The sequence below is a fragment of the Rhodococcus sp. Leaf278 genome, from assembly GCF_001426085.1.
GTDB lineage: Bacteria > Actinomycetota > Actinomycetes > Mycobacteriales > Mycobacteriaceae > Rhodococcoides.
This window is the reverse complement of record NZ_LMRR01000012.1, coordinates 151653-171259: the sequence shown is the minus strand read 5'-3', so window position 1 is coordinate 171259 and position 19607 is coordinate 151653. Positions and strand designations below refer to the sequence as shown.

Here is a 19607-nt window from a genome sequence, read left to right as displayed (position 1 = left end):
TATCCGACCCCACCGACAGTGACCCATCGGCCGACACCCTGCGATCAGCGACCCATCAGTCCCAGCAACAGCGTCGCGGCCACGAGCGCCACCGCGCAGATACCGGCAGTCAGTGCGAAACCTGTCACGAAGGAGTCGGAGTAGATGCCGCCGAGCACGGACGCCATCACAGACAGCAGCACTCCGGCAGGCAGTCCGCGTCGTTGAGCATCCGAAAGTCGATACATCCGACGATCATCGCAGAGGCCTCGGGCGAGCACGCCGGCGCACCGAGCCACGGGCACAGTGCGAACTCAGATCTCGTCGATCACCAGACTGTTTCCGCCGGACTGCTTGGACCGGTACATGGCGGCGTCCGCCGTACGCGCCGCTCTCCCGACCACCGATGTTCCCACGTCCCACAGAGCCGAGTCGTCGCGGAGCAAAGCCATTCCGACACTGACGGTGACGGGGATGTCGTCACGCGCGTCGCAGAGCACCCGGACGATGTCGAAGCCGAGATCGACCATTGCCCGCGCGTCACCGGCCAGCGCGACGAGAAATTCTTCGCCACCGGTTCGGGCGAGCACTCCACCCTGGTGCCGAACCAAGCGGCGCAGTCGGTCGGCGACTCGAACGATCACATCGTCGCCGCGGCTGTGCCCGAATCGGTCGTTGACGGATTTGAACTTGTCGATGTCGACGACCAGGAATGCCATCGACAATTCTCGCTTCTGGGCCTGCTGCCACAGATCCAACAGTTCGCTGTCGATGCCTCGACGGTTGTACACCCCGGTCAGTGGATCGAGGACGGAACGCTTGGCATCGTTGGACAGCGTGGTCCACGCAACCTGAGCGAACACCGGCACGCCTACGGTTGCCAGGAGCAACACCACCGTGGCGGTCGCGACAGCGGGCCCGTCGATGTATCCCACACCGTCGTGCATCACCGTCACGAAGGTGCGAATGCCGAACCCGACGATGAACGTTGCGGTCCACACCAGGTGCGCCACCAGCAGGCGTGGACTCAGGAAATAGGTGCACAACGCGCCCGTGATGGCGAACAGCACTGTTCCGATGAGTGAGGCGATGGGGTCGTACAGAATCAACACCGAGGTCGTGAGGATGTCGCCGAAGGCGAGAAAGCCGATGAACCACTTCTTTCCCGGGATCGGCCCGAGCACACACCGAGCGGCGACGGCCACCTGGATCGCGAGCACCAGCGCGACCCAGCCGATCGCAGTCGTTCCGCGCGGCCCCAGGTCACTGAAGAGCATCAGGATCGACGTCAGGGCGTACATCATCGTTGCCGTGCCGAAAACTGCGCGAATGATTCCGGTCAGCGGGCGGGTGGATCTGTGGTTCAGAATCCACTCGAAATCGTGCGGCGCTCGGTACCAGTCGGAGGTGGCGGCAGCGAGTTTGGCCAGCACACCTCGGCGGTGTCTGCCGGAACGTCGGATGGAGGCGACCTCATCGAAGTCGCGACCGCCTGATGCCATGTTCCGAACTCCCACCGATTCGATAGACCCCCGACGGCCCTGTGAATAGTGTCACACCTGTTCGACGTCCCAATACTCGTGGGGCTCGAGGCCATGGAGTCTGTGCACGGTCACCCGAGGCGACTGTGTTATCTCACAACGAATCGGGAGAGTCGGCGAATGCCGCGGCCACGTCGCGGGCGAGTCCTGTTGCGCGACGGGCCCACTCCGGCGTGCTGCCGGCCAGACCGCAACTGGGCGTCACCGAGATCTGGGAGGCGAGCACCGAACGATCGAACCCGAGGCGATCGATCAAGGTCACGCCCGGCTCCGCCAGTTCCCGCCAACCCCTGGGCCGCTCGGGGTCTTGCGCTGGAATCAAGCCGAGCATCAGCGTCTTTCCTGTTTGAAGCAACTCGCCGATCCCGTCGAAGTCGGTGCGGCGCAGTCCGGCCGCATCCACGGCGACCGCAGCGGCTCGTGAACGGCGAAGCAGATCGAAGGGGACGTCGGAATCGCAGCAGTGCACCACAACTGGGAGTGCAACGGTCTCCATGAGGACGTCGAGCAGTTCCAGTGCGTCCGGTTCGGGGACCGGACGCACTGTATCGAGCCCGGTGATTCCCGTCAGGCTCCCGGCCAGAACGGCTGCGAGGCTGGGTTCGTCGAGCTGAACCACGACGTCGACGCCGAGCCGACGCGCCACTTCCGCGCAGTGCAGCCGCAGTCCCTCACCGAGGGCTTCGGTGAAGTGCCGGACGGCACCGCGGTCGGTCAACGCCCGATGCCCGTGCCGAAGTTCGACCTGAGCTGCCATCGTGAACGGTCCCGCGGCCTGGACCTTGATCGTGCGGCCGCTGCCCCGAAGCCCCGAGACCTCCCACAGTTCCTCGAGCACATCGAGGTCCTCGGCCAGAAAATCGTTTGCCCGACGACCGGCAAGCATCGGACGCGGTACGACTCGGTATCCGGACGTACGTACGTCGAGTTCCACGTCGACCATGATGGCTCCGGTGCGCCCTATCGTGTCGGCACCGAGTCCGCGTGCGGGCAGTTCGACGATGTGCGGTAACTCGTCGAACTCACCGAGAACGATGGCGGCAGCTTCACGAATGTCGATGCCCGGCCAGGAACCGATGCCGGTGGCGAGCCCTGCGAAAGTGCTCTCGGTCACTCGCGCTCGGATCGCGTGCCCGAGATGGTCGAGCTACCGATGACAATGTCTCCGTGAATGTCCTTGCGGTACAACACCGCTGCCTGCCCCTTGGCCACTCCGGTGAGTGGAGCGCGCAACTGGATCTCCACCCCGTCGCCCACCGCCTCGGCGACGGCCTCGGTCAGCCCGCCGTGCGCGCGAACCTGGACGATGCACTCGATAGGACCGGTCGGGGCAACGCCTTCGGTCCACACCGCTCGGTCTCCGCTGATGGCCCAGACATCGAGCTTCTGAGCGGAACCGACCATGACGGTACCGCTGTCGGGCTCGATCGAAGTGACGTAGCGCGGACGGCCGTCGGCGGCAGGCCCTTCGACTCCGAGCCCTTTGCGTTGTCCGATGGTGAAACCGTGCACACCGTCGTGGTCGGCCAATTCGACTCCGGTGTCGGAGTCGACGACCTTGCCCGGGCGCACTCCGATGTGCGCGCCGAGGAAGGCGCGGGTGTCCCCCGAGGGGATGAAGCAGATGTCATGGCTGTCCGGCTTGTCCGCGACGGCCAGCCCGCGCTCGGCTGCCTCCTCGCGAATCTCGGACTTCGGAGTGTCGCCGATAGGGAACATCGCACGCGAGAGTTGGCCCTGGTTCAGCACGGCCAAGACGTAGGACTGGTCCTTGTCCGCGTCCACGGCTCGGCGTAGCACTCCGTCGTGTAGCTGGGCATAATGTCCGGTAGCGACGGCGTCGAAGCCCAGCGCAAGAGCGCGGTCTGCCAGCGCGGAGAACTTGATCTTCTCGTTGCACCGGAGGCACGGGTTGGGAGTTTCACCCGCTGCATACGACGCCACGAAGTCGTCGATGACGTCTTCTTTGAAGCGATCGGCGAAGTCCCAGACGTAGAAGGGTATTCCGAGTACGTCGGCGGCCCGACGAGCGTCACCGGCGTCCTCTTTCGAGCAGCAGCCGCGCGAACCGGTGCGAAGCGCACCGGGAGCGGTAGACAGTGCCAGGTGCACGCCGACGACATCGTGGCCTTCGTCCACGGCACGAGCCGCGGCCACCGCCGAGTCGACTCCCCCGCTCATAGCAGCCAGAACACGCATCAGCGATTTCCTCCTCGAGCTCCGACGCCGGCCAATCCGGCGGCACGAGCACGTTCGACGACCTGCGGCAGGGCCGCAAGCACAGTGGTGATGTCTGTATCGGACGATCCGGCCCCAAGGGAGAACCGCAACGATCCACGAGCGACGCCGGGATCGAGGCCGAGCGCGATCAGCACATGACTGGCACTGGCCACGCCCGCGGTACACGCGGAGCCCGTCGAGCATTCTATTCCCGCTGCGTCGAGCAGCATCAACAGAGAATCGCCCTCACAGCCGGGAAATGTGAAATGGACGTTTCCCGCCAGCCGGTCGTCACCCTCGGGACCATTGAGGATGACGTCCGGAACGATGTCTCGAATTCCTGCGATCAGCCGATCACGCAATGCACTCAGCTCGGCACGGTGACGAGACGCATTCTGTGTGGTCGACCTCAGCGCAGCCGCCATCGCGACGACGCCCGCGGTGTCCGGAGTGCCAGAACGTACGTCTCGCTCGTGGCCACCGCCGTGGAACAAGGGAACGCACGCAACCTGACGACCCAGCAGCAGAGCGCCGACGCCCTGGGGTCCGCCGAACTTGTGTGCGGCGATGCTCAGCGCAGACAGGCCGCTGTCCGCGAAACCGACGGGCAGATGCGGCACGGCCTGAATCGCGTCGCTGTGCATCGGGACGCCGTACTCGGCAGCGACGCCGGCCAACTCGGTGATCGGCATGATGGTACCGATTTCGTTGTTGGCCCACATGATCGTGACCAAGGCGGTCTCGTCTGCGTGCAGGGCGAGTTCGGCGCGCAGTACGTCCGGAGTCACTCGGCCGTCGGCATCCACCGGGAGCCACGTGACACTCGCACCCTCGTGCGCAACGAGCCACTCCACCGCGTCGAGCACCGCGTGATGTTCGACGGAGCTGGCGATGATTCTGGTCAGGTTGGCGTCGGAGTCTCGACGAGCTGCGAAGATTCCCTTGACGGCGAGGTTGTCACTTTCGGTGCCCCCGGAGGTGAAGATCACTTCGGACGGGCGTGCGCCGAGGTCTGCGGCTATCGATTCGCGGGACTCCTCCACTCGCCGGCGGGCCGATCGGCCGGACGTGTGCAGCGAGGACGCATTGCCGACCGTGGTGAACACAGAGTTCATCGCCTCGATCGCGCTCGGCAACATCGGGGTCGTTGCTGCGTGATCGAGGTACACCGGTGGCCGAGACGGGACGGTAGCAGTCGTACTGCGCACAGAAGGCATAACAGGCTAGACGATACCCGCTGCCCGGAGTGCGGACCTACCTGCGCGAGGCGGGTCCGCACTCACGTCGGTCGACGCCTCGGTCAGGCTGCCGCAACCGTCGGGGCACTCGGGCTGCGCTCGGCTTCTGTCATCACCTCGTGCACCGTGGGGTCGTACACGTCCTTCCGGGGTCGTTCCGCGGGCTCCACTCCGGCGTCGCGACGAATCGCCACCTCACAGCGGCGAGCGAGGTCGCGACGGTCGCTGCCGGGTGCCTCGGGTGCCGTGAACTCCACTTCTGCCCGCAGTCCTCCGAGTCGAAAGATCCGGCCGATGGACGCGCCGATGGTCTCGTCGCCGACGAAGCAGGTCGCCGTGGTCTGCTCTCCCGTCCCATCGAGGTACCGCAACCGGATCGGCTGCACCCAGGTTTCGGAATCGATGGCCGCCTGTAACAACGCCGGCCGCAGCGAGCCGTAGGCCCGCCCACACCAGGTGGTGGCCTCGGGGAACACGACGACCGATCCGCCTGCTCGAACCCGCTCGGCCACCTGGTCGACGACGCCGGGCAGCTCTCGCAGCCGAGCGCGATCGATGGGGAGCACCTTCATGGCCCGCGCGAGGTGGCCGAGCAGCGGCCAGTCCACCAGGTCGGCACGCGCGACGAAGGTCGACGGCTGTACCGCGGTGAGCACCACGACGTCGGTCCAGGAGATGTGTCCCGCAACGTGCAGTGCACCGGCGGCAGTTCTGGATCTTTCCCGATCGGAGCGAGCATCGAGCACGGTCAGGTCGATACCGATGGCGAACAGCAGGGTGCGAGCACCGATCCGGGTCAGCGAACGGCGAACCCCGGGAAAGGGCACTCCGAGGACGACCAGCACCGGCAGCACTCCGAACGCAATCAGTGCCAGCACGATCCGGAGGGCAAGAACGATCCGTCCCACTGTCGGCGGATTCTTGGGTAGACAGCCGTCGCTGCACGGCGACGACGGCATCCACGCGTGAGCGTGCACAACCGGTTGCGTCATCGAGCACCCGACTCGAATGTCGTTGCGGCCGAGCGCAACCGATCGAGGTAGCGGGTATTGGCCTCGTGCAGCCCGAGCAACGCGACGAAATCCGCCACCCCGAAGTCGGGGTCGTGCGCCGGCTCACCGCAGATGGAGGCCCCGAGTCGGAGGTATCCGTTCAACAACGGCGGCATGGCCGTTCGCTTCGCGGGTGCGATATCGACAAGGTCGACTCCGTCGACGACGACCGGAGCGTAGGGCCGAACCCGCCGATCGGGCGCCGTTGCATGCTTGTCCAACAGGCGGTCTCGGACATTGCGAACGTTGGCACCGATCGGTTCGCCCGGGGCCGACTGCATGGGAACCGATACGCAGCCCATCACCCACTCGTACCCCGTCACGTCGAGGTAATGCAGGATTCCCGCCCACATCAGGCCGAGGACCGACCCGGATCTGTGGTCGGGATGCACTGCAGCTCTTCCCATTTCGACGATGTTCATACCTACGGGATCGAGTGCGGAGATGTCGAATTCGGTTGCCGTGTAATAGCCGCCCGCGGCCACCGCAGCCGGTGGCGGCAACATGCGGTAACAGCCGACGAACGTGTCGGTCCACTGGTCGCGGACGAGAAGGTGATCACAGAATTCGTCGAACCGATCGGCGTCGAGGCCGTCGGGGTCGGTGGGTACAGCAAATCCCGGCTCGGACGCGAACACGTCGTGGCGCAGACGCTGCGCCGCGAGCCGGTGCTCCGGGTCGGTGGACAACACGAGTGAGTAGCGGTCGGTGGCCGGGACGATCGATGCAGTCGAGCTCATGACGGAAGTGGTCATGAGGTGTGTCTAACGAGCCAGGAAGACTACCGGGCGTCGACGGGGGAACGTGTCGGAAGAGTTTGCATGAACAAGGTTGCCCGCCTCACCGGAGAAGGCCCCCACCGTCGACGCGGTGAGGGCCTTCTCGTGGAGCAGCGACGGGTCGCTATCCCTTGTGCTTCTTGACTGCGTCGGTCAGCTGCGGCGCGACGTTGAACAGGTCGCCGACGATGCCGTAGTCGGCGATCTCGAAGATGGGAGCCTCTTCGTCCTTGTTCACTGCGACGATGGTCTTCGAGGTCTGCATTCCGGCGCGGTGCTGGATGGCTCCGGAAATGCCGAGCGCAACGTACAGCTGCGGGGAAACGGTCTTACCCGTCTGGCCCACCTGGAACTGGCCCGGGTAGTACCCGGAGTCGACGGCAGCGCGCGAAGCACCGACTGCGGCACCGAGCGAATCGGCGAGCTGCTCGACAACCGAGAACTTGTCGGCACTGCCGACGCCACGTCCGCCGGAGACGACGACCGTCGCCTCGGTGAGCTCCGGACGGTCGCCGCCCACGATCGGGTCACGCGAGGTGACCTTGACGGTGCCGTCTTCCTGCGCCGGCACCTCGACGGTTTCGCGAGTTCCTGCTCCGGCCTTCGGCTCGGCCTCGACTGCGCCGGGACGCAGCGAGAGGACCGGGACGTCGCCGTTTGCCTTGGCCTCGACGGTGAACGCACCACCGAAGATGGAGTAGACGGCACTGCCGTCGCCGTTGATCGCGACGACGTCGTTGTGGTAGCCCGAGCCCAGACGGGCGGCGAGGCGGCCGGCAACTTCCTTGCCCTCGATCGTCGCCGCGGTGATGATCGCCGCAGGCGAGACCGACTCGGCGAGGGACGACAGGACGTCGACCTTCGGCGTGACAAGGAAACCGTCCACGTCGTCGGACTCGGCGGCGTAGATCTTCTCGGCACCGGCTTCGGCCAGGGCGTCGGCGACCTTGTCGGTGGTGCCGACCGGGCCGGTGACGACCGCGGACGGTTCACCCAGTGCGCGTGCGGCGGTGATCAGCTCGGAGCTGACCTTCTTCAGTGTTCCCTCGACGTGCTCCACGAGCACGAGTACTTCTGCCATGACTTGCTCCTCGTTTGTCTTCGATTGCTCGGTGGGGCGGGATCAGATGATCTTCTGGCCTACGAGGTAGGTGGCGATCTTGTCGCCGCCGTCGCCCTCGTCGGTGAGCCGCTCGCCGGCAGTCTTCGGAGGCTTGGGGGTCGACGAGGTCACCGTCGTGCCGGCATTGTCGACACCCACGATGCCGTCTTCGACACCGATGTCGGCCAGCGTGATGGTCTGCACCGTCTTCTTCTTGGCGGCCATGATGCCCTTGAAGGACGGGAACCGTGGCTCGTTGATCTTCTCGGTGACGCTCACGATGGCGGGCAACGTGGCTTCGAGGCCGAAGATGCCCTCGTCTGTCTCGCGCTCGCCGGAGACCTTGCCGTCGGCGACGGTGAGCTTGCGCATCTGCGTCAGCGCCGGGATCTGCAGGTATTCGGCAATGATCGCGGGGACAGCGCCGGTCCGTCCGTCGGTGGCCTCGTTGCCGGCGATGATGAGATCGGCCGGTTCGTCGTTCTCGAATGCGACGTTGCCCAGCGCCGCAGCCAGGGCGTACCCGGTCTGGATGGCGTCGGAGCCGTGCAGGCTCGGGTCGTTGAGGTGCACTGCGCTGTCGGCACCCATCGACAGAGCCTTGCGAATTGCATCGGTGGCGCGATCGGGTCCTGCGGACAGAACCTTGACCTCACCTCCCTGAGCTTCCTTGATGAGCAGCGCCTCTTCGACGGCCCGCTCGTTGATCTCGTCGAGGACGGCGTCGGCGGCCTCGCGATCGAGGGTGTAGTCACCGTCGGTGAGCTTGCGCTCGGACCACGTGTCTGGAACCTGCTTGATCAAAACAACGATGTTCGTCATGGGTCTGCGTCGACCTCCTGGTCATGTTCTGCTGATCGTGAGTGTTCTAACGGTTCGTGCAGTTCTGGTGGTGCAGTTCTACGGCCTGAGACGAGGTTACCTCACCGTAGTTACTCATGGGTAACTTACCTTCCCGTCCGTCCGACCATACATCTGCGCTCCGACTGTTACGGAGACCACGTTGGCTTACCTCTCCCACGCCTCCACTAACCTTCCGTCGGTGAACGATTCTTCGGCTCAGGCACCGGTACCGGATCCACTCCCCCTCACCGGCGAGCGAACAGTGCCGGGTATCGCCGAGGAGAACTATTGGTTCCGCCGACACGAGGTGGTCTACCGAGCCCTGGTCGAGCAGTGTCGCGACTGCACCGTACTCGAGGCAGGATCGGGAGAAGGCTACGGAGCCAACATGATTGCCGATGTTGCAACACATGTCATCGGTCTCGACTACGACGCCTCTGCAGCCTCGCACGTGCGTGCACGCTACCCCCGGGTGAGCATGTTGCGGGGCAACCTCGACCGCCTTCCGTTCGCCGATTCCAGCGTCGACGTCGTGGTCAACTTCCAGGTGATCGAGCATCTCTGGGACCAGGGCGCGTTCCTCGCCGAAGTGCATCGTGTTCTCAAGCCCGGCGGCACGCTCTTGATCAGCACACCCAACCGGATCACGTTCTCGCCGGGCCGCGACACACCGCTCAACCCGTTCCACACCCGCGAACTCGACGCCGCCGAGCTGACCGAACTTCTCGTCGACGCCCGCCTCGAGGTGGACCGACTCACCGGTGTCCGTCACGGCAGCACATTGGCCGCCCTCGATGTCAAACACGGTGGCTCCTTCATCGACGCACAGATCGAACGGGCTCTGGCAGGCGAGCCGTGGCCGACCGAGCTTGCCGAGGACGTCGCGGCGATCACGATCGACGACTTCGAGATCGCCGCCGACCGCATCGACGAGAGCCTCGACCTCGTGGCCGTCGCTCGGAAGAGTTCGAGTGCGGTGATCGGGTGACATCCGGCACCACCGTGCCGGGCATGTTCTCTCTGGTGCTGCACTCCCACCTTCCCTGGTTGGCCAATCACGGCAGGTGGCCCGTCGGCGAGGAATGGCTGTACCAATCCTGGGCCGACTGCTACCTCCCGCTGACCGCAGCTCTGGAACGCTTGGCCGACGACGGCCACACCGACGTGCTGTCGCTGGGAGTCACTCCGGTCCTCGCGGCCCAGCTCGACGATCCACACTGCCTGTCGGGTATGCATCATTGGCTCGGGAATTGGCAACTGCGCGCCCACGAGGCCCGCGATCGAGAACTGTCCGTTCGCGAACACCGAGGTGCCGCAGCTGCCCTCGAACAGTTCGAGACACGCTGGCGGCACGGCGGATCGGCAGTGCTTCGGCCGCTGCTCGACGCCGGGACGGTGGAGCTGCTGGGCGGCCCGCTCGCGCACCCGTTCCAACCGCTGCTCCATCCGCGTCTGCGTGAATTCTCTCTCCGAGAGGGCCTGTTGGACGCCCGCGCACGCTGGGGTACCGCTCCTTCGGGCATCTGGGCACCGGAATGCGGCTTCACCCCCGGGATGGAATCCGAATACGCGGCGGCCGGGGTCTCGCACTTCATGGTCGACGGCCCCGCGATGCGCGGTGACACCTCTCTCGGCAGGCCCGTATGGGGTTCCGACGTCGTCGCGTTCGGTCGAGATCTTCCGGTCAGCTATCGCGTCTGGTCCCCCAAATCGGGTTATCCGGGCCACGGTGCCTATCGGGATTTTCACACCTACGATCACGACACAGGACTCAAACCCGCCCGAGTCACCGGCCGCACGGTCGCCTCGAACGACAAGGCCCCCTACGACCCCGAACGGGCTGCGGCAACCGTGGATCGCCACGTCGCAGACTTCGTGGAGGTGGTTCGCCGACGCCTGGTCTCGGAATCCGACCGGATCGGCCGAGACGCTCTGGTCGTGGCTGCATTCGACACCGAGCTGTTCGGTCACTGGTGGCACGAGGGTCCTCAGTGGTTGGACAAGCTCATGCGCGCACTCCCGGCCGCCGGAATCACCGTCGGAACGCTGAACGATGCGCGCGAGCAGGGGTACGTCGGTGCACCGCTGGAGCTGCAGGATTCGTCGTGGGGATCGGGCAAGGACTGGCGGGTGTGGGCAGGAAACGATGTCGCCGACCTGGTGAAGCTGAACTCCGAGGTCTCGCGAACCGCACTCGATGCAGTCGATGCCGCCCGCGAGGACCGACGCCGAAACGGTGGGCCCGAACTGCGCAATCGGGTCAGCGATCAGATCCTGCGTGAGACACTGATGGCCGTGGCCAGCGACTGGGCTTTCATGGTCAGCAAGGACTCCGCCGCCGGTTATGCGCGGGAACGTGCGCACGTCCACGCGCACGCTCTGCGCGAGATCGCTGCTGCGGCCGTCGGCGGGTCGGCAACCCGGGCGACCGAACTGGCGGAGCAGTGGAACCGCGCGGACGGGTTGTTCCCCGCGTTGGACGCGCGCCGCCTACCCGGTGCGCACCGTGGCAGCGAGCTCGGATCTGCAGGGGGGCAACGATGAAGATCCTGATGGTGTCGTGGGAATACCCTCCGGTGGTGGTCGGTGGACTCGGTCGGCACGTTCATCACCTGGCGACCGAACTGGTCCGCTGCGGGCACGAGGTCGTCGTCCTGTCGCGTCGACCCACCGGCACCGACGCTGCAACCCACCCGACCTCGCATCACATCGAGGACGGCGTTCTCGTGGTTGCCGTCGCGGAGGACCCGGCTCACTTCGTCTTCGGAGAAGACATGCTCGCATGGACCCTCGCGATGGGACACGCGATGGTCCGGGCCGGTGTTGCGCTGGCGAAACCCGGACTCGGCGAGGGCTGGCAGCCCGACGTCGTCCACGCCCACGACTGGCTCGTTGCGCACCCCGCCATCGCCCTGGCCGAGTTCTACGACGTACCTCTCGTCTCGACCATCCACGCCACCGAGGCCGGACGTCACAGCGGCTGGATCTCCGGTCGGGTGAACCGTCAGGTGCATTCCGTCGAATGGTGGCTGGCGAACGACTCGGATGCGGTCATCACCTGCTCGGCGTCGATGAAAGACGAGGTGACCGCGTTGTTCGGTGTGACCGAGTCGGCGGTTTCGGTCATTCACAACGGAATCGACGGTTCCACGTGGAGCTTTCGCAGACGGGAGCCCCGATCCGAGCCCGCGAAGCTGCTCTACGTGGGTCGGCTGGAATACGAGAAGGGCATCCAGGACGCCATCGCCGCGCTCCCTCGTATCCGGCGGAGCCACCCGGGTACCACCCTGCACATCGCCGGTGAGGGAACGCAGTTCGCGTGGTTGGCCGGGCTGGCGCGCACGCACCGGGTGAGCCGCGCAGTGTCGTTTCTGGGCAACCTGGACCACACCGAATTGCTCGGTTGGCTGCACGGAGCCGACGCCATCGTCCTGCCCAGTCGATACGAACCGTTCGGCATCATCGCCCTCGAGGCCGCCGCCGCTGGCACACCGCTGGTCGCGTCCACCGCGGGCGGACTCGGCGAAGCAATCGTCGACGGTGTCACCGGCCTGTCGTTCGCGCCGGCGGACGTCGCCGGGCTGGCCGCGGCCGTGCGGAAGGTGCTCGACAACGCCGACGCCGCGCAGGAACGGGCGGTAGCGGCCAGAGAACGCCTCACCGTGGACTTCGACTGGAAACACGTTGCCGAATCGACAGCCCGGGTCTACCTGGAAGCCAAGCGCAAAGTTCGCCACCCGCTGGGCCGTCCGCACATCGTCGAACGCGCCCTCCCCGGCCGTACCTGAGCCACCCGACGTGCACGAAACTTCGTAAAGGGCTACGAAGTTCCGCTCACCTCGGTGTCAGCTCTCCCGCGCGGCCTCGGCCTGCCCGAGGGCCTTCTTGCGCGCAATATCCTCCAGCGCAGCAATGTATTTCGCGCGGTCTGCCGCACCGGCTTCCCACGCGTCCTTGCGGTTGCGGACGACCTTGGCCGGGGCACCTACGGCGATGCTGTAATCGGGGATCTCGCCCTTGACCACGGCATGGGCACCGAGCACGCAGCCCCGGCCGATCCTGGTCTCGCGCAGAATCGTCACCTTGGCGGCGATCCAGGTGTCCGGCCCTATTCGCACCGGCCCCTTCACGATTCCCTGATCCTTGATGGGCATGTTCACATCGTCCATTCGATGATCGAAATCGCAGATGTAGCACCAGTCGGCCACCAGCGTCGAAGCACCGATCTCGATATCGAGGTAGGTGTTGACGACGTTGTCCTTGCCGAACACCACCTTGTCACCGATCCGCAGCGAACCCTCGTGGCAACGAATCGCATTACCGTCGCCGATGTGTACCCAACGCCCGATCTCGAGTCGCGAGAGCTCGGGGGTGGAGTGGATCTCGACGTTCTTGCCGAGGAACACCATCCCCTTGAGAATGACGTGCGGATTGGCCAGCTTGAACTTCGCCAATCGGTAGTACCGCACGAGATACCAGGGTGTGTACGCCTTGTTCGCGAGCACCCAATCGAGGGACGCACGCGTGAGGAAACGCGCCTGCTCGGTGTCGCGTCGTCTCGACCCGCGCCAGCGTGTCCGCAGCGGCGCGTTCCACATACTCGTCATGGACGATCACCCTAGTTTCTCGTTCGCCCGCTCTCTGCCGGCACCCGTCGGCGGGCTAGTGTTGCCTGTCGACTGTTGCTCGTCGGCGCAGGAGAACAGGACGCCCCGGCACCGCGTCGGGCACGAATGAACTGATGGGGAGCGATCGATGCACGGCGGCAGTGCCCAGGGCAGGACCGGCAGAAAGGTCACTGCGTTCGCTGCTGCGATTGTGCTGGTGACCCTGAGCGGCTGCAGTTCCGACACCACCGCCATCGAACCGCTCTCACCCGATTCGTGGCCTGCGGCGCACGCGAACGCGCACAACAGTGGATCGACCGCAGTATCGGTTGATTCGCCTCTCGCGTTGGACTGGACCCGGCCCACCGGCGGCACCGTGAGCTCTCCGGTGTCCATCGGCTCGACGGGTCAGATGTTCGTCACGGCCGCCACCGAGTCCGGGTGCAACCTCTTCTCCTTCGAGATCGACTCCGCTCGCAAGCGTTGGTGCAACCGCGTCGGGCCTTCGGTCGTGACCGCAACGCCTACCGTCGACTCCGCGATCAACACCTACATCGGTGACGACGGCGGCATGAACTCGTACAACGACCATGGGCAACTTCGTTGGCGGACACCGGCGTACGGGGTACCGAAGTCCGCTCAGTTCCTCGGAGACGGGAGCCTGCTCTCGGTGACCCAGATGGGTCAGATCAGCGTTCTGGACACACAGAACGGGCAGCTTCGAGTGCCCATCCTCGACCTCGTTCCCACGCCGAACTTTCTCACCGATCCGAACTCCGATTTTCAACCGGTCGACACCGGGCTCGACGCATGCAGTGCGGGAGGGTCGGAATGCCTCGTCCCCGCCGCACCAGCGGTCGACGCCGCAACCGGAACGATCTACCTCACCCTGTGGCGTCCGGGTTCGATTGCGCCGCAACTCGTCTCACTGCAGTACGACCGAGACGGCTCCCCCGGGCTGACCGAACGATGGTCCTCGGACCTGTTGCCCGCAGGAGTCGCGTCGTCTCCGGTGTTGTCCGACGACGGGTCGACGGTCTACGTGGCCGACGTCGACGGCCGATTGACCGCATTCGACACCGCCGACGGCCGGCAGAAGTGGACCGAGGGCACCGGAATCGGCGTCGGCGCCTCCCCGTCGATCGCCTCGGACGGCACGATCGTCCCTGCGGGGGGCGACGGCACCTTGATCGGATTGCGTGACAACGGTGATTCCGTCGAGCGGAAGTGGGTGCGCGACGATATCGAACAGGCCGGAGCCGCAGCGCAATCCGCAGACGGCCGCGGCCATACCGTCGTCCGCGACGGCGACGGACTGGCGCTGATCACCTTCGACTCCGCAACCGGCGAGACGGTGGACTCTCAGCCTGTTCCCGACGTCGTCGGCTCCACGGTCGGTACGTCGATCGGGCCGGACGGACAGGTGGTCACCGCCAGCTACCTGGGTGAAATCTTCACCTACACCGGCTGATCGATCGCGCCGGGAGCGCAGACGAAAGACACCGCGGACCGATCGATGCGCGTGATCACCACCGAGAGCGCGACGGTTCCACGAAGCTTGAGCTTGGGTCGCAATATCGCCGGATCCACGTCGACCCCGCGCACGAGAATTTCGACCGAGCCGCAATCCAGCCGATTCAGTTGCTGCCGAAGCACTTTCTCGGAGAACTTGGACTGCTCCAGTATCCGAAAGCCGCGTACCCCCGCCGGTACCGTATCCCCCGTCAAGTATGCGATTCTCGGATCGAGTTGCCACAGACCGAATCTGGCACCGTAGTGACGAACCAGGCCCGCCCTGACCACCGCCCCGTCGGGGTCGACGATGTATCGCCCCGGCGGCCGAACCGGAATGTCGTCGGATTCGGAATCGGTGATGTCCAGTGCACTGCCGTCGGATCGAAGAACTGCCGCTCGACGCCGAATGCCCCTCTCGCTGAGCCCTTCCGACCAGAGGCACGCTTCGCGCACTCCCCCGTCGAGCGAGACCACCTCGATCTCGCCGGGCCATTCGAGGGTATCGAAATCGAGACCGGGAGCACATTTGACCACCAGATCTCGGCCACGATAGGCGTCGAACAAATCCGGTAACGGAGGTTGCAGCGCTGCCGGATCATGGCGTCGCCGCCCGCCCGCTCGTCGGCCGGGATCAGCAACGACGACGGTCCCCCGCGTCGTCGGTGTCAGTGCGTCGGCCTGCAGCAGGGTTGCACCCGGGACGTTGTGTGCGGCCATCCGAAGCCGGATCGGATCCAGATCACTCCCCACCGCCAACTCGGCCGACCCGACCAGCACCGCCAGTTCACTGCCGATGGAGCAGGTCACATCGTGTACTCGACGGCCGGCCAGCCGCGCGGCACGCCTGCGCGCCACGAGCGTCGGAGTGGCTTGCTGGACGGCGTCGTCGGTCACCAGCCAATGATCGGAGCCGAACAATTTCACTCGGGCCTTGCGACGGACCGTGACGGTTTCGATCAGGGCGCTCGCGTGATCGGGGAACCGGGTGCGCACGAAGGCGGTGTCGCGCACCGAGGTTCGAGCGTTCAGCTCGAGACCCTCGACCACAGCAAGAGCTCCGGCACCGGCCTCGCTTCCTAGGAAGTCGAGGTCGGTGCCGGTGAAGTCGTAGCCCACTAGCGGACTCGAGCGCGGGGTGTGCGGCGGCCCGAGCCGATCAAGCGCGAGGGGCGGGCTTGGTGCCGGTGATCATCACGTTGTAGAACAGCCCGCGCGGCACCACGTGCTGCAGCACGTTCTCGTCGACCCAGCTCAGCGTCTTCCAACCGCCGAAAGCGAACTTCGCCCAGTTCCAGCCAAGCTTCCCCGCGGGGACCGCCGCCTCGAACGTCCGCACCGGCCACCCGAGCAAGGCAGCGGCGAACTCCTCGGTGTTGGCCTGCACGCGCTCGGCACCGGCCGACAGCGCGATGCTTTCCAGATCGGTGGGATCGAATGTGTGCAGGTCGACGACGGCCTCGAGCGCAGCGGCTCGCGAAGACTCGTCGAGCTCTTCCTGCGGCTTGCGCCAACTCGCCAGGAACGGCAGCTTCGTCACGCGAGTGGTCGTTTCCCAGGTGATCCGTCCGAGCCAGCGAGCGTAGAAGTTGCCGACGGTGGTGGGTTCGCCCGCGAAGACGAATCGCCCGCCGGGCTTGAGCACGCGCAACACCTCGCGCAGGGACTGCTCGACGTCCGGGATGTGATGCAGCACCGCGTGTCCGACAACCAGATCGAACGTGTTGTCGTCGTACGGAATGGTCTCGGCGTCGGCAACTCGGCCGTCCACGTCGAGACCGAGGTGCCCGGCGTTACGCAAAGCAACCTTCACCATTCCCGGAGACAGGTCGGTGACCGAGCCCTTGTTCGCAATGCCCGCCTGCATCAGATTGAGCAGGAAGAAACCGGTTCCACAGCCCAATTCCAAGGCGCGGCCGTACGGCAGAGCGGCCTGCGCGTCGGCATCCCCGGAGACAGCCTGATCGAACCTTCCGCGGGCGTAGTCGATGCAGCGCTCGTCGTAGGAGATCGACCACTTGTCGTCGTAGGTCTCGGCTTCCCAGTCGTGGTAGAGCACCTGCGCCAGTTTGGTGTCCGATCGTGCTGCCTCGACCTGCTCGGCAGTGGCGTGCGGGTTCGGGGCAGGATCGTGGGGGCTTGCAGTCATCAGGCGAGCCTACTATCCAGTAGCTGTGAAACAACTCCGTCGGTTTCCGGGGGCTGGGTCACCGGCCCGTGAAGGTCGCTTTGCCCGGGCCGTCTGCCACGAAGGACTTCATCCCGATCGTGCGATCGTCGGTGGCGAACAGGGCCGCGAACTGCTGGGCCTCGATACGAAGGCCGCTGGTGAGATCGACATCGAGCCCCTGATCGATCGAGGCTTTTGCGGCAGCGAGCGCCCGCGATGCTCCCGTGGTGAACTGCTCGGCCCACGCCCGCGCAGCGTTGTACACCTCGTCGGGGGCCACCACCTCGTCCACCAAACCGATCCGCAGGGCCTCCTCCGCTCCGACGAACCGGCCGGTGAAGACCATGTCCTTGGCTCGACTCGGGCCGATCAGCCGCGCGAGTCGTTGAGTGCCGCCGCCGCCGGGAATGACACCGAGGAGCACTTCGGGGACACCGAACTTGGCGTTGTCTCCGGCAATGCGACGATCGGCACCGAGAGCGACCTCGAGTCCACCGCCCAGCGCGTATCCGGTGACCGCGGCGACCACCGGCTTGGGAATGGTGCTCAGCGAGCCGAGAGCGGCCTGCAGGTCCCCAGCGATCTCCGCCATTTCCGCCGCCGACATCGCCACCATCTCTTTGATGTCGGCACCGGCCGCGAACACCTTCTCGCCGCCGTAGACGACGACCGCCTTGACGTCGGTGTTCACAGTGGCTTCTCGCGCCGCCTGGCGAATCTCTTCCTGCATCTGACGATCGAGCGCATTCATCGGCGGTCGGTCCAAGCGGATGGTGCCGATGCCGTCGGATACTTCCAGATTCACGAACTCAGCCATGGGCGGAAAGGCTACCCGGCGACGGTTCAGCGATCTGCCCAAGGATGTCGCGCTCCGGCGTAGTACGCGTCTTCCCCGTCGAAGACCACCCGGACCGCGCCATCCTCGCGGGTGAGAACAGGGAGGATCGGGATGATGTCTCGTTCGTGTTCGACGACATCGGCGACGGTGTCGAACCGAGACAGTGCGTCCAACTGGCTCCACGTCGGTGGGAGCAGGATGGTGTTTCCCTGTCGCCAATCAGCCAAGGCATCACCGGTCGAACGCCAACTGACCGACGCTGCTTCGCTGGTTTCCCCGTCCGCCTTCTGGCCTTCCGGGAGCACCGCGACGAAGAACCGAGTGTCGTACCGTCGCGCTTCGCCCACCGGTGTAATCCAATGAGACCACGGCCTGAGCAGGTCCGAGCGCAGCACCAGATCGTGGGCGGTGAGGAATTCGGCGAACGAGAGCTCGCGACGTTCGAGTCGACCTCGCTCAGCGGCGAACGGCGCAGTGTCGGCCACGATGGAGTCCGATGCCGACCCGGCCAGCAGTACTCCGCACTCCTCGAACGTCTCGCGCGCCGCAGCGCACACCAACGCTTGTGCTTTGCCCTCGTCGGTTCCGAGGCGTTCGGCCCACCAGGAGGGCGGTGGGCCTGCCCACCCCACGTCAGCGGCGGCGTCCGACGGGTCCACACCGCCGCCGGGAAATACCGTCATTCCGCCCGCGAAGGCCATTCCGCCTACCCGTTCGAGAAGAAATACCTCTATCTCGGAACGGACGCGTCCGTCACGGATCAGGATGACTGTCGAGGCGTCACGTGCGAGTACGTGATCGGCAGCACTGTTCGAGCTCATGAAAGGCAACGTACCGCTGAGCAGCCCAGTGAGATCGGTCCGGTCCAGCGCTAGCGTCGGTGCGCGCCGGCAGCACGGGTGCGGCGTGCGAAGTAGCGGCCGTCGACACGGTCGAGCGAGATCGACTGGCTGAACGCCTCGGTCAGGTTCTCGGCGGTGATGACATCGTCCACCAGCCCTTGGGCCACCACACCGCCTTCCTTGAGCAGCAATGCGTGACTGAAACCCGGGGGGATTTCCTCGACGTGATGGGTGATCAGCACGGTGGCAGGAGAATCAGGGTCGGCGGCGATGTCGGCAAGTCGAGCCACCAGTTCTTCGCGGCCGCCCAGGTCGAGGCCCGCCGCGGGCTCGTCGAGCAGCAGCAGTTCGGGGTCGGTCATCAACGCACGCGCGATCAGAACCCGCTTGCGCTCGCCTTCCGAGAGGGTGCCGTAGGTGCGAGTGGCGAGGTGCTCCGCACCGAGACTTTCCAGCATCTCCACAGCGCGTTCGGTATCGACTGCGTCGTACTTCTCGCGCCAGCGCCCCAGCACGGAGTATCCCGCTGAGACCACCAGATCGGACACGAGCTCGTCGGCCGGAATGCGGTGGGCCAGCGAGGACGACGACAACCCGATCCGGGGCCGGAGTTCGGAGACGTCGGCTTTGCCCATGACCTCGCCCAGCACGTGGGCCACACCCGATGTCGGATGGATTTCGGCCGCTGCAATGCGCAGCAACGATGTCTTTCCGGCACCGTTCGGCCCGAGGACGACCCACCGTTCGTCCAGTTCCACCTTCCAGGTGACGGGCCCCACCAAGGTCACACCACCACGGCGGACGACGACGTCGGTGAAATCTACGAGCAGGTCGGGATCTGGTTCGGACACGACGCCTATCTTCCCGCACATCGACCCTGCATT

19 protein-coding genes are annotated in these 19607 nt (G+C 65.6%); 4 read left to right on the top strand and 15 right to left on the bottom strand.

Annotation, left to right across the window (positions count from 1 at the left end):
• Positions 1-44: 44 nt before the first annotated feature.
• From ASG84_RS13530 to ASG84_RS13490, 9 genes are all read right to left on the bottom strand, one after another.
• Positions 45-227 (bottom strand): hypothetical protein, encoded by a 183-nt coding sequence (locus ASG84_RS13530; protein ID WP_032378171.1) that lies wholly within the window; start codon positions 225-227, stop codon positions 45-47.
• A gap of 66 nt (positions 228-293) precedes the next feature.
• Entirely contained in the window at positions 294-1481 is a 1188-nt protein-coding gene (locus ASG84_RS13525) for a GGDEF domain-containing protein (RefSeq protein WP_057477558.1), read from the bottom strand.
• Between the two features lie 133 nt (positions 1482-1614).
• Positions 1615-2634: a methionine synthase gene (locus ASG84_RS13520; RefSeq protein WP_057477557.1), complete on the bottom strand. Its 1020-nt coding sequence runs from the start codon at positions 2632-2634 to the stop codon at positions 1615-1617.
• Complete coding sequence (mnmA, locus tag ASG84_RS13515) at positions 2631-3719, bottom strand: tRNA 2-thiouridine(34) synthase MnmA (RefSeq protein ID WP_057477556.1); 1089 nt, start codon at positions 3717-3719, stop codon at positions 2631-2633. The genes ASG84_RS13520 and mnmA overlap by 4 nt, the downstream gene beginning before the upstream one ends.
• A complete protein-coding gene (locus ASG84_RS13510) occupies positions 3719-4957 on the bottom strand; it encodes a cysteine desulfurase family protein (protein ID WP_057477555.1) in 1239 nt (412 codons plus the stop codon). Before ASG84_RS13510 ends, mnmA begins: the two co-directional genes overlap by 1 nt.
• Before the next feature lie 83 nt (positions 4958-5040).
• Positions 5041-5970 carry a lysophospholipid acyltransferase family protein gene (locus ASG84_RS13505; RefSeq protein WP_057477554.1) on the bottom strand — a complete coding sequence of 310 codons (930 nt, stop codon included), beginning with the start codon at positions 5968-5970 and terminating at the stop codon, positions 5041-5043.
• Positions 5967-6785, bottom strand: a complete 819-nt coding sequence (locus ASG84_RS13500) for a GNAT family N-acetyltransferase (RefSeq protein ID WP_057477553.1) — start codon at positions 6783-6785, stop codon at positions 5967-5969. The genes ASG84_RS13505 and ASG84_RS13500 overlap by 4 nt, the downstream gene beginning before the upstream one ends.
• A 148-nt stretch (positions 6786-6933) precedes the next feature.
• Positions 6934-7890 (bottom strand): electron transfer flavoprotein subunit alpha/FixB family protein, encoded by a 957-nt coding sequence (locus ASG84_RS13495; RefSeq protein ID WP_057477552.1) that lies wholly within the window; start codon positions 7888-7890, stop codon positions 6934-6936.
• Positions 7891-7932: 42 nt separating this feature from the next.
• Entirely contained in the window at positions 7933-8733 is an 801-nt protein-coding gene (locus ASG84_RS13490; protein WP_057477551.1) for an electron transfer flavoprotein subunit beta/FixA family protein, read from the bottom strand.
• A 220-nt stretch (positions 8734-8953) separates the two neighbouring features.
• Here ASG84_RS13490 and ASG84_RS13485 point away from each other — a divergent pair, with 220 nt between their 5' ends.
• The 3 genes from ASG84_RS13485 to ASG84_RS13475 are packed head-to-tail and all read left to right on the top strand — an operon-like array spanning position 8954 to position 12542.
• Entirely contained in the window at positions 8954-9742 is a 789-nt protein-coding gene (locus ASG84_RS13485; protein ID WP_082520971.1) for a class I SAM-dependent methyltransferase, read from the top strand.
• A 23-nt stretch (positions 9743-9765) separates the two neighbouring features.
• Positions 9766-11298 (top strand): 1,4-alpha-glucan branching protein domain-containing protein, encoded by a 1533-nt coding sequence (locus tag ASG84_RS13480; RefSeq protein WP_057477764.1) that lies wholly within the window; start codon positions 9766-9768, stop codon positions 11296-11298.
• Entirely contained in the window at positions 11295-12542 is a 1248-nt protein-coding gene (locus ASG84_RS13475; RefSeq protein ID WP_057477549.1) for a glycosyltransferase family 4 protein, read from the top strand. The genes ASG84_RS13480 and ASG84_RS13475 overlap by 4 nt, the downstream gene beginning before the upstream one ends.
• A gap of 57 nt (positions 12543-12599) precedes the next feature.
• On the opposite strand, the gene ASG84_RS13470 is transcribed toward ASG84_RS13475, so the two are convergent.
• The gene (locus ASG84_RS13470; protein WP_057477548.1) at positions 12600-13361 is read right to left on the bottom strand and encodes an acyltransferase; all 762 of its coding nucleotides are present in this window, start codon (positions 13359-13361) and stop codon (positions 12600-12602) included.
• A gap of 148 nt (positions 13362-13509) precedes the next feature.
• On the opposite strand from ASG84_RS13470, the gene ASG84_RS13465 reads away from it, so the two are divergent.
• Positions 13510-14832 (top strand): outer membrane protein assembly factor BamB family protein, encoded by a 1323-nt coding sequence (locus ASG84_RS13465; RefSeq protein WP_057477547.1) that lies wholly within the window; start codon positions 13510-13512, stop codon positions 14830-14832.
• Here the strand turns inward: ASG84_RS13465 and ASG84_RS13460 are convergent.
• From ASG84_RS13460 to ASG84_RS13440, 5 genes are read right to left on the bottom strand one after another with little or no spacing between them, the layout of a single operon-like run.
• Positions 14820-15992: a THUMP-like domain-containing protein gene (locus ASG84_RS13460; protein ID WP_057477546.1), complete on the bottom strand. Its 1173-nt coding sequence runs from the start codon at positions 15990-15992 to the stop codon at positions 14820-14822. The genes ASG84_RS13465 and ASG84_RS13460 overlap by 13 nt on opposite strands.
• Before the next feature lie 40 nt (positions 15993-16032).
• Positions 16033-17022, bottom strand: coding sequence for a class I SAM-dependent methyltransferase (locus ASG84_RS13455; RefSeq protein ID WP_057477545.1), 990 nt, complete (start codon positions 17020-17022; stop codon positions 16033-16035).
• A 58-nt stretch (positions 17023-17080) separates the two neighbouring features.
• Positions 17081-17860, bottom strand: coding sequence for an enoyl-CoA hydratase/isomerase family protein (locus ASG84_RS13450; protein WP_057477544.1), 780 nt, complete (start codon positions 17858-17860; stop codon positions 17081-17083).
• Positions 17861-17886: 26 nt separating this feature from the next.
• Complete coding sequence (locus tag ASG84_RS13445) at positions 17887-18702, bottom strand: NUDIX hydrolase (protein ID WP_057477543.1); 816 nt, start codon at positions 18700-18702, stop codon at positions 17887-17889.
• A 50-nt stretch (positions 18703-18752) separates the two neighbouring features.
• Positions 18753-19595 (bottom strand): ABC transporter ATP-binding protein, encoded by an 843-nt coding sequence (locus ASG84_RS13440; protein WP_057477763.1) that lies wholly within the window; start codon positions 19593-19595, stop codon positions 18753-18755.
• Between the last annotated feature and the right edge of the window lie 12 nt (positions 19596-19607).